Genomic DNA, 15,596 nt, shown 5'->3' with positions numbered 1-15,596 from the left:
GGTATATAATAATTAACGTGGCTTGAATAGCTCTGTATTTACGGGGATTTCTAATTCTTCTTTATATCTGTTACAGATAAATCGTGCAGGAGCCCCTCCCCAAACTGTATAAGGAGGTATATCTTTATTTACAATAGAACCAGCTCCGATTATAGCTCCATCACCGATAGTAACAGGCTTGGTAAATATAGTATTACTTGCTATATATACATTTCTTCCTATATGAATTTGGCCACGATAGTATGCATGCTCTTTTAGATTGTAGACATCATAGTAATGAGATAAGAGAATACAACCATCAGCTATTGCTGTTCCTTTTCCGATGAAAATATCTTCAGGGTGAATCGTGTCTATTGATATTTTTCCAATACGTACTACTCCTTTTTCAATAGATACGCCCAGAATACGATAAATTTTTGCTCGCAAAAATCTGGAAACGGGTATAACATTACAACTTTTGAAAATCAGAATTTTTATATACCGTTTTATGCTAAAATCATATTTAGCACGATTTGATTTATTTATATCCACAATTATATATTTTTTGTAAATAGTAATTGAATTAATTTTAACTTGTTGCTGAAAAGGTCTTTTCTCAATAAAATTAAAGGAATCCAAAGGCCTAAATAGAAAAAACGAAAACATATATAAGCGGAATACTTATTATGCTTCTTAATATAATATAGCTTACTTGTAAATATATTCTTCATTCTATTAAATGACCAGGCACTGGATTGGGATGGATCGCTACCTCCTTCTAAATGTATAATTTCTGGCTCATTGATTATTAATCTTTTATATCCGTTTATAGCCATCCTATATTGCCAGTCTACTTCTTCACAATACATAAAAAACATCGGGTCAAAACCCTCTAATTCTTGATATACTTTATATGGAATGAATAAATCTGCTCCAGTTATGTAGTCCACTTCTTTTGATTCTTTTATTGCTGGTGGATATAAATAGTCAGTATTATTTTTGACACCGAATATTTTAGAGTATTTGGTTAGGACATTTTTGAGTTCTGATTTTATTGTGATGAATTTGCCGTATGAATGAATATTATTTCCATTATTATCTTTCAGAATAGTTCCTGTTGCTCCTAACTTGTCTGTATAAGAAATAGAAAATTCAAAAAAGTTTTTTATAGCATTATTACATAATATTGTATCAGAATTTAGGAAAAACAGATACTTCCCGGAAGCTTGTTTGATACCTAAATTATTGGCTTTTCCAAAACCTAAATTAATATTACTTCTTATCAATTTTACTGTCGGAAAGTCATTTTTGAGCATTTGGCATGATTCATCGTGTGAGTCATTATCTATAACAATTATCTCATATACTACTTCTCTGGTATTTGTGATAATAGATTGGATACATTGTTTTAATAAATCACAAGTATTGTAATTTACGATTATTATAGATACGTCCATTTAATGTTATTTTTAGAATATGTAAAATAAACTAAGCCTTCTTAAAGAAGATATTGATATTATTCGATGTTGAAAATAATGGATAGAAAACGAAAGCAAATCTAATGCAGTTTGTTGAAAACAACGTATCATTACTTAAAAATATCAACATCACCAGGAATGATACTATCATATATCTCATATATTTTCTATATTCTATATTATCCATTGCTTTGGTTCGTTTATATGCATAATAATATAGGCCGAAGTAGATAGTTAGAAGAACTATTCCTCCTCTTGCTATTGTACCAAATACACCAATGTCTGCTAAATAGAATTGATAACCAAAAAAAGCATGAAAACCGAATTCTCGAAATTTGTAAGATAGATTTCCAAAGCCCAATACGGGATTGTCTATTATATAAGGTATTACACTTTCTATCGAATTTAGACGTGCTAACGTTGAATTGTCAGATGTTTTTATCCCTTCGAAAATACTAAAGAATCGTTCCAAAAATGAAGAGTCATATAAAATAATAGCTATAATAATCACTATGGGTGATAATCCTAATACAAAGCGTTTAATAGTTAATCTTTTCATTCTAATATAATATATGAAATAGATTATTCCAACTAATGCAAGGGGTTGTCGGCCTTTGTTGACAAAAATAAGATATACCATTAAAATAATAAAGGGGATAAATATCTTTTTATCATTAGGATTATCCATGAACTTTAGTAAATAGTATATATAAGATATAAGCATCATAGCTGAACCGGTGAATAATTTAGCTCCTTTTATAGAATCTTCTGTAGAAGTTATTTCTACAGAGTCTGTACTAAATAAATATGGTTCAATTGTGACATGGTTGATACCAAAGAAAAAGAATGCTATAATTGAGACTATAGCTATGCAGATATTTATATTATTGATTTGTAATAGTAATAACCGGTAATCATATTTTATAGAATAGAGAAAAAAACCGAATAGGATAACCCATAAGTATCTTAGAGAAACGATTCCCATGAATATGGGTTGTTCAAAAATAATAGAACTTTTGTAGGAACCATAAAGTGGAAATAAAAAACAATATAGGATAAGTGCAAAAGTTAACTTTGATAGTTTCTTTTTTATGAATAATTCGCGTCCTAAAGACAGTGTTCCCAATAATATAATTCCATAAAAACAAATAGAAAGAAGAGCTCCACTTTTAAAAAATTGTAGGCAATCTGTTACATATAAAATTGTTATTAAAACTATATATTTAGACATAATTAGTATGAATTCGAGTAATTATAGCAATGATTGGAATAATGTGCTGATTATTTGATAGTATAGAGATTAAACTTATTGGTAGATTTTGAATGTGTCATTTATATCTGCATCATTCATTTTTATATTCAGTTCAGATCTTAATTATTCGAATCGTTTTTAAAATTTTTCTTGGTATTCTTCTAAATAGAAGATCGGGTATATATAATAATTGATTCTGTATTATATTTCTTTTGAGTACCTTTCTTATAGCAAACAGATATCCCTTACTTTCGCATAAGTAGATAAATTCTTTTTGATATGGATGCCTCGGAAAGGGTGCTCTTAATGAAGGTCCGTATTTAATAGCTTCCGCGTATTTACGTTCCACCGATTGTATTTCGTTTGTTTCATCATATCGTATAGTATTATAGATAGTAAGTCCTTTATCAGTGTTGGGCAATACTATGGATACGTTATAAGGATTGTATTTAAATGGAGTTTCTTTCCCTAATCCGATGAAATCTCCAATGGTTATATCTGATATTCTTTCTGGGCGAGCATAATTGCATGTATAGCAATTTTCTCTCAAAGTGATTCCTTTTAGAAATCCGGAAAAGTAATATTGAGAGTATGCAGATTTACAATATTTGAGAGTATTATCATCCCATAGTGATAATTGAAAATTTTTTCTGTCATTTCCTCTAAATCGGACGTCTGTAATATGAGGAATTTTATTTCTTTGTTTTAGATACTCTATCTCATCTATAAAATAAGATGTGGGAGACACACCATGACAGATAAGATCTATAGTTAGAAGATTGGAGTACTCTTTTTTTAGAAAAGAATAAAGTCCGGCAATCTGGCAGGGAGTTGCTATGTAAAGTACTTCTTTGTTTTGTGTTAAATCTTTTTTTATATCTTTGAAACATTCTCCTACCAGACTTTGTGTATATTTAGATCCTTTGAAATATTCTAAATCCTCTAACGTTTCAGATCGTGTAGTAATTGGGATCAGGTCTTTTGTATAACGTGTTCCGTATACAACCCCTTTCTTTTGTTTTATAATGTATTCGGAAAATACAGTTGCTATACCTCCAGATGCACATTTTTTCCGTTTTTCTTTATTTTTGGTCCAGGTAGCATAGCATTTTATAGGTGATTTAAATTCAAACTCACAGTTATTTGGACATGATTTAATGCAGAGATTGCAATGTATACATTTTTTGTAGTCTATAGTGGGGTGTAATATTCCTATTGAATCATTTTGCATTGTAATGCAATGGCATGGACATGCATTGATACAGGCATAGCAGCCTGTACATTTTTCTTTTGGACAAATAATCATGTAGCTTATATACTAATTTTTTTATCTTTTAATTGTATGATTTTGAATACCCATAAGAGCAAACAATATAGAATAAACCAAATAATACCTTTTAATGTAAAAATAAACAGGTATGTGATTTTATTACTTATATTATCTATGTGAATTACTTCATAGGGAAGTAGATATGTTACCCCAAATGCTATTAGAGAGAATAATGTAGGTTTGATGAAAGCGATAAACATCTTCTGTCGGTTTAATTTGAGTATTTTCTGGTAATAGGCTACATAATAAGAACCTATTACTATAATGACATATATAAAATAACCGATTACAGCAGAACCTACTCCATAGTGTTTACAGAGTAATGCATTTATTATCATTGAGATTATGCATGATGTAGCAGAAATATATACTAATACTTTCGTTTTTCCATAAGCTAATATTAAGCTATTTCCGGGAGTTGTATGGATTTGTATAAGAACAGTTACACACCATAGTATTAGCCAAATGTACAAGTATTGATACTCTATTCCCACATATGCAGAGATAATTTGTTTAGCTCCTAATATAAAAGGAATACATAATATATTGGCTAAAATGGTGGTAATAGTTGTTCCCTTATATGCGAATTTCTCTATTTCATCTTGGTTCTTTTGGGCAATTAACTCAGAACTTTTAGGTAAAAATATTCCGGTCAAAGTACCTCCAACCACAATAATAAACAATGGTATGACTTCTATAATCCGATATTCTGCTGCTATATCGGCAGCATTGCTTGCAAGCATTCCTAATATTAACGGACGGGATTGTGTCGCTGTAACTTGAAATAGAGATAATGCAAATAATGAGAGGCTATACATTAATACGATTTTGAAATCATTCCAATAAAATTTTATTTTAAAATTATCGATTAAATTATCTTTTTTACATTTATATGCATAAGGGATTAATAGAAGTGCTACTATTAAATTAAAGAAAAAGAAATAATTAGTTAAGCCTATATTGAAGAATAGGGTAGCAATAATCAAAATGGCTTTTAAAACAGAGATGATGCATTGTATCTGTTGGGTATAAGCCATTTGTTTATCTGCAACCAATAATTGATTGTACGATGTTGTTACCCATGTCAATAATGAGAAGAGAGCAAGAATAATTAAGCAGAGTCTAAGTGTGAGAAATTGCTCATGAGTGATGTTGAATAATCCTTCTCCCCAAATAGCTATTGCCAATAGACCTATAGTGTTAATTAGAGATATTAACATGTAGAATATCGTATTTGAGTGTGCTACGCGATAGATTAAATTTATTTTTCCTTCTGTTTTCCACTGTGAGTAGAACTTAATCGCTCCTGTGTTCATTCCCAAATCCAGAAGATGCATATATCCATTGCAAGCTGTAGCAAGTGAGAGTACTCCATAGTCTGCCTGTCCCCATGCACCTAACAGTAAGGGTACAGAGATGAAATTTATAATAGCATTAAGTATTTTAGATAATGTACTCCAGAAAAAAGAGGATATGTAATAATTGGATTTCATCTCAACTTTCTATTGCATTGATCAAATAAGCCATGGAGTCGATCCGATCTTTTTCTAAGATGCATTTAATTGGATCATATTTGATTTTTTGTGTAATATCTTTGTGGGGTGTGTATATTCTTTCTTGTAATTGATAATGTTCTAAAAGATCATAAATTCGGGAATTTTGCGATTTATTATCATCATTATTAAAACGGAGAAATTCTATAAAATCAATAGAGAGATTGATACTGATAGCCGTAGCATGGAATGAATCTGTACATACTAATTCAGCATGCTGAATTAGCCAAACAAACTCTTTGGGCCCTGCATTTGTATATACGATGCTTCCTTCGATATTAAAATTTCTGTTCTCTGCAGATTGGATAATAATAAGGCTTTGAATCCCGGTTCGCTCTTGTATATCTATTATTTGAGGTTCATAATTATCTCGGTTTCCAATAAGATAACAAAGTATATATTTCTGAGGAGTAACAAACTCTATAACTGCATTCTGGGCAAATGTAATCCAATCCTGAGGTGTTAACAGGAATGTTGGATCTAGTACATTAGCGATATCTTGTCTGTTAAGGAGTTTACCTATAAGGTCACAACCTGTTTTTTCCCGTAGTCCGATGTGATCAAATAATGATATATGCTTTTTATATAATTCAATTTTATTTTTAGGAAGTTCTTTTACTCCAATACTGGAGGCATATGCTATTCTTTTATTTGAACTGGCAAAATTTAGTAGGTAAAATTCACTTAAATGGAAAGGGTTCCATATCTGGTCACTCCCTGTGATAAAGATGGGATAGTTTTTTAGTAAAGCTTTATATTGTTTCCGGGTATATACATGTTTTATTGATATATCTTCCTGAATGAATTTGAGAATTTTTTTTTGTTTTAAATCGTTTATGGCTTTTACTGATTTTATCGTTTCTTCAGAGTTGAAAAAGGATAGTACATATCTGAGGTGAGCTTTCCAGGAAAAATTATTTGAATTAAATGCTGCTATTAAGTCACACGGATATCCTAACTCTTTGATTTTTTTATATAATGCATAAACTTGAACATTTGTTCCATAGTTTTTGCTTCCATACCAGGTTATTAAACCTATGTTTTTTTTCATGTTGTTATTTTATTAAAGTAATATCCAGATTTTATAAGCAGATATTACCATTAGAATAGTCCAAACTAAAAACAAAACTCTTTTGCTGAGTATAAAACCATATAATTTAAAATACTTGCCTATCAGATACATTAATAAAAGAATCTGAAAATAAATATTGAAATTCTGATTAGCAATGAATAGTTCTATGCTGCTGATGGAAAATAAGCAAAGTATGAAGGTACTCAAATGTTTTTTAGGTACTTTCTCAAGACTGGTATTCATACCTGGGAGAAGTAATAAAAATAGGAGCCAATCCATCGGAACCTGATATCTTAAACAGAATGTATAAATTGATGGGTGTAAATAACTTTCGGAAAATAGATCTTGTTTTAAAGATAATCTTATTATTAAATAACTGATAAAAAGGATAATTATCCATATTGTAATATTGTATGATTTACTTGGTGCTTTTTTTGTGTTTAAGTATCCCAAAAGCAACATGAGTGAACCGGTTGTCATGATAGAGGCAGAGTATTCAATGAGGATTGTTTGGGGGATAAATAAATACCAAAAATAAATAGCAATAAGTACCAATGTTAGAATGAATAACCCGGCAATATTATGATTTATATAATTCATGGAGTGTGGTCACCCTTTATTTGAATGTTGTTAAATCCGTTTATCTTCCTTTATACATACCTTCATAGTACTTCTCATACTCCCCTGAAGTAATATTATCCATCCAATCCTGGTTTTCTAAATACCATCTTACCGTTTTTTCAATTCCCTCTTCAAATTGTAAACTTGGTTCCCAACCCAGCTCATTTTTTAATTTGGTAGAATCGATGGCATAACGAAGGTCGTGTCCTTTACGATCGGTAACATACGTAATCAGGTCAAGTGAATGGCCTTTGGGATTTCCCAGTAAGCGATCTACGGTTTCGATGATAACCTTGATAATGTCTATGTTTTTCCACTCATTAAATCCGCCAATATTATAAGTTTCGGCAATTTTTCCTTGGTGGAAAATGATATCGATAGCACGTGCATGATCTACCACATACAGCCAGTCGCGTACATTTTCACCTTTACCATATACTGGCAATGGTTTTCTGCAACGAATGTTATTGATGAATAGTGGAATTAGTTTTTCCGGAAATTGATACGGACCGTAATTGTTACTACAGTTGGTTACAATTGTCGGCATACCATATGTGTCGTGAAAAGCACGTACGAAATGATCCGATGAAGCTTTTGACGCTGAATAGGGGGAATGTGGATCGTATTTTGTTGTTTCGGTAAAGAATGTACCGTCAAACTCTAATGTTCCATATACTTCATCGGTTGATATGTGATAAAAACGTTTACTTTGATAGCCATCTTCAGAATTTTCCCATAATAACTTGGCAGCTTGTAGTAAGGAGAGGGTTCCCATTACGTTGGTTCTTGCGAAAGTAAACGGGTCTTTAATACTTCTGTCTACATGGCTTTCGGCTGCCAAATGAATAACTCCGTCTATCTGGTATTGGTTGAACAATTCCATTATCCTGTCGAAGTCGCAGATATCTGCTTTCACGAATGTATAGTTTGGAGCGTTTTCGATGTCCTTTAAATTAGCTAAATTACCGGCATAGGTCAGTTTGTCGAGGTTGATGATATGATAATCAGGATACTTATTTACGAACAAACGTACTACATGGCTACCGATAAATCCGGCTCCGCCGGTAATCATTATATTTCTTTTGAATGTCATGGTGTTATGCTTCTAATTCGTTAATACATTTGATAAGCGAATCTTTCCAATGAGGAATGGTTATGTTAAAGGTCTCTTTTACTTTGCTTTTATCTAAAACGGAAAAATGCGGGCGTTTTACTTTACTTGGAAATTCATTACTGTGACAGGGCTGAATATCGCATGTGTGGTTGCTTAATGCAGCTATTTCTTTAGCAAAATCATACCATGAACATACGCCTTCATTACTAAAATGATAGATACCCTGTTTGGCTAATTGATTTTCATTTATAATTTTGATTATGAGTGCAGCCAGGTCTCCTGCATAAGTAGGAGTACCTACCTGATCGAATACGACTTTTAGTGTATCGCGTTCTTGGGTTAGCCGTTGCATTGTTTTTACGAAATTGTTACCGAACATCGAATATAACCAGGCAGTACGAAATATGAGGTAGTGGCATCCGGATTCCAGAATAGACTGTTCACCTGCTAATTTTGTTTTTCCATATATTCCTAATGGATTGGTATCCCATTCTTCCTGACAGGGAGTGTTTTTATCCCCTTGAAATACATAATCAGTAGAAATGTGAATTAGAGTTGCATCTATTTCTTTGGCGGCAATTGCCAGGTATTTTACTGCCAGGTTATTGATTAGATTTGCTGTTGCTTCGTCCTCTTCGGCTTTGTCTACATTAGTATATGCAGCACAGTTTACTATAACATCCACCTGATTATTTATTGTTATTCTTTGTATGGCGGCTAAATCGGTGATGTCTAGTTCTGCTACATCGGTAAATATGTAATGATCGGAGCTTCTTGCGGACACTCTACGCATTTCGTTACCCAATTGTCCGTTGGCTCCCGTCACAAGTATATTCATTCTTAATACAGTTTTTCGTCGTAATTAAAGAGCCATTCGCTATCTTTCAAACAGGAATGGGCTTTGTCTTTTTCTGAGAGAACCACATCGTTTGCCGGTATTTTCCAATTGATTTCCAGAGCGGGATCATTCCATGCCAGAGCACCTTCGCTTTGTGGTGAGTAAAAGTTGTCACACTTATATTGGAAAATAACCTCTTCGCTCAATACACTAAACCCATGTGCAAATCCACGGGGTATAAAAAACTGGCGATGGTTTTCCTCCGTCAATTCCACAGCCACATGCTGTCCGAAAGTAGGGGAACCTTTGCGGATATCTACGGCAACATCCAGTACTGCACCTTTTATCACACGTACCAGTTTGCTCTGTGCAAAAGGAGGTTTCTGATAATGCAACCCACGAATTACACCATAACCGGATTTGGATTCATTATCCTGAACAAACGTCGTTTTACAGACCTTTTCTTCAAACTCTCTCTGATTGAAAGATTCGAAAAAGTAACCACGCTCATCTTTAAAAAGACGTGGCTCAATAATGACTACGCCTTCTATGGAAGTCTTTATTATATTCATAATTTGATAGGAAAAGTATACGATTTAAAAGAGAAATATAAAGGTGTACATTTTTGTGTGACAAGAATGTACATTATTACACTGCAAAAGTGTACACTCTTGTTATACAAAAATGTACATTCTTATAACAGTTGATATTCAATGCTTTAACTCGTCTATTACTTTCAGTAAATATTGCCCGTACTGATTCTTCAGCATCGGCTTTGCCAGTTCCTGCATTTTATCTGCCGTTATCCAGCCTTGACGTAATGCAATACCTTCCAGACAGGCAACCTTCAATCCCTGGCGCTTCTCTATCACTTCGATAAAGGTACTGGCTTCCGAAAGGGAATCATGTGTACCTGTATCCAGCCATGCAAAACCACGACCTAACAACTGGACTTTCAGCTCTTCATCATTCAGAAATTCCTGATTCACGGTGGTTATTTCTAACTCTCCACGGGCAGATGGTTTGATATTTTTGGCCACCTCAACCACTTTATTGGGATAAAAATAGAGTCCGACTACGGCATAGTTACTTTTGGGATGAACCGGTTTTTCTTCAATGCTCAGTACATTCCCCTCCTTATCGAACTCGGCAACTCCGTAACGCTCCGGATCACTGACCCAGTAACCAAACACGGTTGCTTTCTGTTCTTCTTCGGCCAGACGAACAGACTCTTTCAACATCCGGGTAAAGCTTTGCCCATAGAAAATATTATCTCCCAATACCAGACAGACAGAATCATTACCGATGAATTCCTCACCGATGATAAATGCTTGTGCCAACCCATCGGGCGAAGGTTGTTCTGCATATTCAAAACGAACACCAAAGTCCGAACCGTCTCCTAATAGGCGCTGGAAACCCGGCAGATCATAAGGCGTGGAGATGATTAATATTTCGCGGATACCGGCAAGCATTAATACGGATATCGGATAGTAAATCATGGGCTTGTCGAAGATAGGCAACAGCTGTTTACTTACCCCTTTGGTGATAGGATACAGACGGGTGCCTGAACCGCCGGCTAATACAATTCCTTTCATATTATTATAATGATGGTTGGTTTGTTGATAACTTCATTCTTTTCTTATGGCACTTGGTAGTTACTTTTTCTACAAATCCAGCAGGCATATCTACCTGTGCACATCCAAGCATATCCAATCGGATGGCAACTTTACTTTTTCCGTCTACCATTACCAGTTCTCCTTCCAGACCTGTTAATGGACCTTTGATCACTTTTACCAATTCTCCCGGAGCAAGTGGGGTAGTAGATAATTCCACGGCAGCTTTGGAGTAGTCCAACATGAATTTGAATTTCTCCATTTGTTTATCCGGGATAATAGCAGGAGTTGATTCTCCTCGTAACACCATATACCTGCTAACGGACGATAAGGTTAGAGGTAAAGAGCGTTCTTCGGGGGATACACGAACGAAGAGTATCATTGGAATCACCACGCGTTCCACCTTTTTCCGGCGGTCACTCCATTGATGAATTTCCTCTTGAATGGGGAGGAAACATTCGATACCCATAGCGTTGATGCGATCACGAGTTTTCTTTTCGTGATGGAGGCGAACGTAAGCTGCAAGCCAGTACTTCATAAAGTTATATTCTGAGATTTCTGATATCGAAGGAGGGGGATACTGGTGCTTTGTTACGAAGCGCTTGAGCACGCTACGCTGTTACCTGTCACAACTCTGTGAGGTAATCTTTGATACAATAGACCAAATCCGATGCAAAGATATATATTATTTACGAAAAAAAATAATTTGTAGATAAAAAATAATATAATAAATGAGTTTTGTCTTTTTAATTCTTTATTTGGGTTCTGTCTTTTTGCTTATAGTTGTTTCTTGTTTGTTTCTTGAAAATATATTACTAATGTTTCGATTATAGTCCTTTTTATAAAAAGGGTTTGGATCTTTTTTAGAATTCATTAATACGAATGTTATCTTTTTAAAAGAAGGTATGATGGTATCTGTGAAATGAATGATATAATTCCTCGAATAGGTTTTTATGTAAATGAATATTTTATACTTATTTTTAAATATTATATTTTGTAGTATTGCTTTGGTTGTTTATATATGAAACCTTTATAGGACTCCTTTTAATGTAATATGCTGATTGTATGGTTGTTTGTTGCATGAGAGATTATGCGTAATTATAAAATGGATGAATTTCTTTTATCTCTTCTATGTTTTCTTGAATTTTGATTTTTTTTCAATGGCTTTTGTTTTCCATTTCAGTTTTATTAATGGATTGTTGGGGGCAAGCCATATTTCTTTCCTTCGTGTAGTAGGGTATGGATAAGCATGTACGAAGATTATATTTTTAATAATCTTATATAATTACATTTATATAAGATGTATAGTGTCTGTATTTCTTGAATATGTTAATTTGTTAACTTTTTCAAGAATGCCAGTATATGAATTGTATGTAACTAATTATTTAATAATATATGTTTCTGTATTATTTACATTATTCTTTGCCGATGTTTTTTAATTAGTCTCGTATTCGGTGGACGTTTTTATCGATTTCTTTTTATTCTTTATTTGCAAAGCGGTGATTAAGATTTTAATGGCAGATAGAGACTGCTGTTTTCTCCATTGAGGGGGATAAGAAGTTGTGCCACCATAAAAACCAAATACAGCTCCTATTCCGGATATAAGATGGGTGTGAAGGAGATGCCGGTTAGTGGCAATCCATTTTTCTTGTTTGGATACTGACATCCCGATAAATAGTACATCAGGTTTAAATTCGTTTATAGCTGTTATCATTTTATTTGTTTCTTCTTCAGAGAAACTGTCACGATAAGGAGGGCTATATGTTTTTACTCGGATATTTGGATATTCTGTGAGAATACGTTCGGTAATAAGAGCAAGAGTCCGGTCAGAAGCTCCAAGATAGAATACTGATCCTGCTACTTTATCAAGGTGTTGAAGTATAGACAGATGTAGGTCATCACGCGATACATTGTGAATCTGCTTTCCTGTGAGCCAACGGGCAGCAAGCGTTATGCCTGCTCCGTTTGGAACTAATATATCACTTTGGAGGAGTGCTTGCTTGAGTTCTTTATCCTCATTGCCCATGAGCCAGATGCGTGAGTCTATGGCATGTATCACCATTTGCTGGTCGGGGATAGAGTCAAACTGGTAGTTATTGGTGATTATGAAGTCTCCCATTGGGATTGATTCGGTTTGTTTTAATAGTTTCTTATTTAAGCTTTGAGCTCTTCTTTTTTTCCGTTTGTTGAGGTATACGTTACATAAAATACCCGCTATAAGATCAATGGCCAATATCAGATTGATATTGAGTAACTCATGTAAAAGGATATTGCACGCTGTAATGAAGAGCGTAGTTATGGTGAGGGTCAAAGTGATTTTGCGGTGACTAAATCCCAGGTCGAGCAATTTGTGATGGATATGATTGCGATCCGGATGGAAAAGTGATTTTCCCTGGCTGGCTCGCGTATACATAACCCGAGCTGTATCAAACAGTGGAATAAACAAGACCGACCATGCTATAATAATAGATGGTATGCCTGTTGAAATTGCTTCGGAAGAATTCCTCATGCTATAATACACTGCAAGAAAGGCAAGTATGTAACCCAGGGTGAGCGATCCTGTGTCGCCCATGAATAGTTTTCTTCGGGCTATGATATTATAATATAAAAATGGAATGAGTGTACCGACTACAGAGAAAGTAAGAATAGGCATTGTGTAATTGCCTGCAATAATGAAACCGATGCCGAGAATGGCTGCAGCTGAGATACTGAGACTCGCTGCAAGTCCGTCTACTCCGTCAATAAGATTAATAGAATTAATGATATATACAATCAGCAGAGCTGTGAAGGGTATTCCGATATAGGGTGATAATTCGTATATGCCAAAAAGCCCATATAGGTTATTGATGTAAGTTCCGGATGCTATCAGTAAAAGGGCAGATAAGGTCTGAATAATGAATTTATGTGAATAGCGTGCGCCAATCAAGTCGTCTTTGACTCCCATCAATACCAAAGGAAGAATGCCGCATATCATAAAAGAAAGGCGAATGAAGGACTCGGAAGAATGACTGATACTAGATGTTCCCAACCATATAGCCTGTAGCCCTGCTATGGGCAGAAAGCTAAGAAGAATAACAGGACAGAAAGTGATACCGGCCAATCTAGGGATAGGGTTGACGTGGGATTTACGCTTGTCAGGCATATCATATAGACGTTTTCTCCTGGAGATGAGAAGAACGCGTGGTAGCGTGATAAATTCTATAAAGATGGCTACAACAAGTGCTGCAATACAGCATACGATTACACTAAATATAGGATTAATTAAAATATTCATTGTCTGTTTAATATTTGTTCCATTACTTATTAGGTAAGGGAATCTCAAATATCAAAAAGTTCAAAGAAAGTCGTTTTAGTGTTAATATAGTCTAACGAAAAAGGCGGTTTAGAAAGGAAAAACTGTCTGTTTTATTGAATTCTGTTTGATGTAACATTTGTAATTACATCAAACAGAATTTTCATATCAAATCTTCGTTTATTGAACAATAGGTTTAAACTGGTGTATTTATTATGTTAAATTGGTTTTTTTTGAAAAAAAGATCAAGCTTTATTGTGTTAGATAGAAATTTTATCCCTAATTTTGCAGCGACAAGAAAAAATAATAGTCGTTCTCTTACCTAATAAGTAAGGGAACTCTTTTTGAGTATCATTTTTTTCTTAGAAGTCACTGCTGAGATAATTTTTTTGTTTGCTTCACTCATCGTTTTGTTATCCAGCGATTCCAGATATACATATGTTACTTTTTCCGATGAATGTCCCATTCCTGTACTGATGATTGAGACAGGAATTCCTTTTTCCCTTGCTGTACTTGCCCAGGTGTGCCTTGCTACGTATGAAGTAAGGTGTGGCGTTATCTGTATCATTTCCGATATCTGATGTAAATGCTTGTTATACAGCCGCAATGCGCTTTTGTATTGCTTGTATCCTTGTTCTCCTACAGCATTTAGTATTGGTAGCAAGTAAGCAGAGCTTTTGCATTCACGTGCATAGCGTTTAATGATCTTGTGCGCACAATTTTCAACGGTAATATACAGCTGTTGCCGGGTCTTATGACGGCGGTAAACCAGTATGTTTCCATTGACATTACTTTTACGCAGATATGCCAAGTCTACGAATGGGATTCCCTGTAAGTAGAAACTTAGCAGAAACAGGTCACGACTAAATTCCAGCTGCGGGTATCGACTAAAATCTGCTTCCCGTAATTGGTTGATTATAATCGGTTTGATAGCCCGTTTGGCGGTCGTATCGCAACCTACAAAAACATTCTCAAAGATGTCTTTGGTGTTTATTGTAGCTACTCCGGCAGCCACTGCCTGATTAAAGATAGAGCGCAACATGCGCATGTACAAAGAGATCGTGTTTTCATACAACCCCTTCAGAAAGAGATGCTGCTCAAACCCTTTAATAAGTTGAGGAGTAATCTCGTCAAAACGGGTAGATGGAGTACCTGTAAACAATTGTAAACTGTGCAGCGTACTTAGATAACTATCTGCGGTACTATACCTTCCAGACAGTTTTGCTTTTTCAATCAATGATTTTGTGAAGATTTGTATTTCCATTTCTATGCTTCCTTTTAGGTTTGTTCAATAAACAAAGAATAAGATCGAAATGATTTTGGTTGTTTAGATAATGAGTTGGTAAAGATAGGATAAAGATATGGTAAAAAAAAGAGCGATTTGCATATTTTTTGCTATGATTTTATTTTGAATACCTGGAAAATAGAGAAATAAAAGAATCTCTAACGAGGAT

13 protein-coding genes are annotated in these 15,596 nt (G+C 34.3%); all 13 read right to left on the bottom strand.

Translation table 11 applies throughout. The features are described 5' to 3' along the window. Nucleotides 1-12: 12 nt before the first annotated feature. Nucleotides 13-531: an acyltransferase gene (locus tag K8P02_RS10365; protein WP_025867608.1), complete on the bottom strand. Its 519-nt coding sequence runs from the start codon at nucleotides 529-531 to the stop codon at nucleotides 13-15. Nucleotides 532-533: 2 nt separating this feature from the next. Continuing rightward, on the bottom strand, nucleotides 534-1,436 hold the full coding sequence (locus tag K8P02_RS10360) for a glycosyltransferase family 2 protein (RefSeq protein WP_025867609.1): 903 nt from the start codon (nucleotides 1,434-1,436) through the stop codon (nucleotides 534-536). A gap of 31 nt (nucleotides 1,437-1,467) precedes the next feature. Further along, complete coding sequence (locus K8P02_RS10355; RefSeq protein WP_025867610.1) at nucleotides 1,468-2,688, bottom strand: O-antigen ligase family protein; 1,221 nt, start codon at nucleotides 2,686-2,688, stop codon at nucleotides 1,468-1,470. Nucleotides 2,689-2,821: 133 nt separating this feature from the next. After that, nucleotides 2,822-4,015 carry a Coenzyme F420 hydrogenase/dehydrogenase, beta subunit C-terminal domain gene (locus K8P02_RS10350; protein ID WP_025867611.1) on the bottom strand — a complete coding sequence of 398 codons (1,194 nt, stop codon included), beginning with the start codon at nucleotides 4,013-4,015 and terminating at the stop codon, nucleotides 2,822-2,824. 5 nt (nucleotides 4,016-4,020) lie between these two features. Continuing rightward, nucleotides 4,021-5,532 carry a lipopolysaccharide biosynthesis protein gene (locus K8P02_RS10345; protein WP_025867612.1) on the bottom strand — a complete coding sequence of 504 codons (1,512 nt, stop codon included), beginning with the start codon at nucleotides 5,530-5,532 and terminating at the stop codon, nucleotides 4,021-4,023. A 1-nt stretch (nucleotide 5,533) separates the two neighbouring features. Further along, complete coding sequence (locus tag K8P02_RS10340; protein ID WP_196040231.1) at nucleotides 5,534-6,643, bottom strand: polysaccharide pyruvyl transferase family protein; 1,110 nt, start codon at nucleotides 6,641-6,643, stop codon at nucleotides 5,534-5,536. Nucleotides 6,644-7,304: 661 nt separating this feature from the next. After that, complete coding sequence (gene rfbB / locus K8P02_RS10335) at nucleotides 7,305-8,378, bottom strand: dTDP-glucose 4,6-dehydratase (RefSeq protein ID WP_223382295.1); 1,074 nt, start codon at nucleotides 8,376-8,378, stop codon at nucleotides 7,305-7,307. Nucleotides 8,379-8,382: 4 nt separating this feature from the next. Continuing rightward, entirely contained in the window at nucleotides 8,383-9,237 is an 855-nt protein-coding gene (gene rfbD / locus K8P02_RS10330; RefSeq protein WP_025867615.1) for a dTDP-4-dehydrorhamnose reductase, read from the bottom strand. A gap of 2 nt (nucleotides 9,238-9,239) precedes the next feature. Beyond that, entirely contained in the window at nucleotides 9,240-9,809 is a 570-nt protein-coding gene (gene rfbC / locus K8P02_RS10325) for a dTDP-4-dehydrorhamnose 3,5-epimerase (protein WP_122200595.1), read from the bottom strand. A 138-nt stretch (nucleotides 9,810-9,947) separates the two neighbouring features. Further along, a complete protein-coding gene (rfbA, locus tag K8P02_RS10320; RefSeq protein ID WP_002561545.1) occupies nucleotides 9,948-10,832 on the bottom strand; it encodes a glucose-1-phosphate thymidylyltransferase RfbA in 885 nt (294 codons plus the stop codon). Between the two features lie 4 nt (nucleotides 10,833-10,836). Then, nucleotides 10,837-11,388, bottom strand: a complete 552-nt coding sequence (locus K8P02_RS10315) for a UpxY family transcription antiterminator (RefSeq protein WP_025868217.1) — start codon at nucleotides 11,386-11,388, stop codon at nucleotides 10,837-10,839. A gap of 897 nt (nucleotides 11,389-12,285) precedes the next feature. After that, on the bottom strand, nucleotides 12,286-14,124 hold the full coding sequence (locus K8P02_RS10310; RefSeq protein WP_223382293.1) for a WecB/TagA/CpsF family glycosyltransferase: 1,839 nt from the start codon (nucleotides 14,122-14,124) through the stop codon (nucleotides 12,286-12,288). Nucleotides 14,125-14,464: 340 nt separating this feature from the next. Next, nucleotides 14,465-15,406: a tyrosine-type recombinase/integrase gene (locus K8P02_RS10305; RefSeq protein WP_007486821.1), complete on the bottom strand. Its 942-nt coding sequence runs from the start codon at nucleotides 15,404-15,406 to the stop codon at nucleotides 14,465-14,467. Between the last annotated feature and the right edge of the window lie 190 nt (nucleotides 15,407-15,596).

Origin of the sequence: Bacteroides nordii (assembly GCF_019930665.1) — a bacterium.
GTDB classification, from domain to species: Bacteria; Bacteroidota; Bacteroidia; order Bacteroidales; family Bacteroidaceae; genus Bacteroides; species Bacteroides nordii.
The sequence above is the reverse complement of the archived record's forward strand: the minus strand, read 5'-3'. Positions and strand labels throughout refer to the sequence as shown.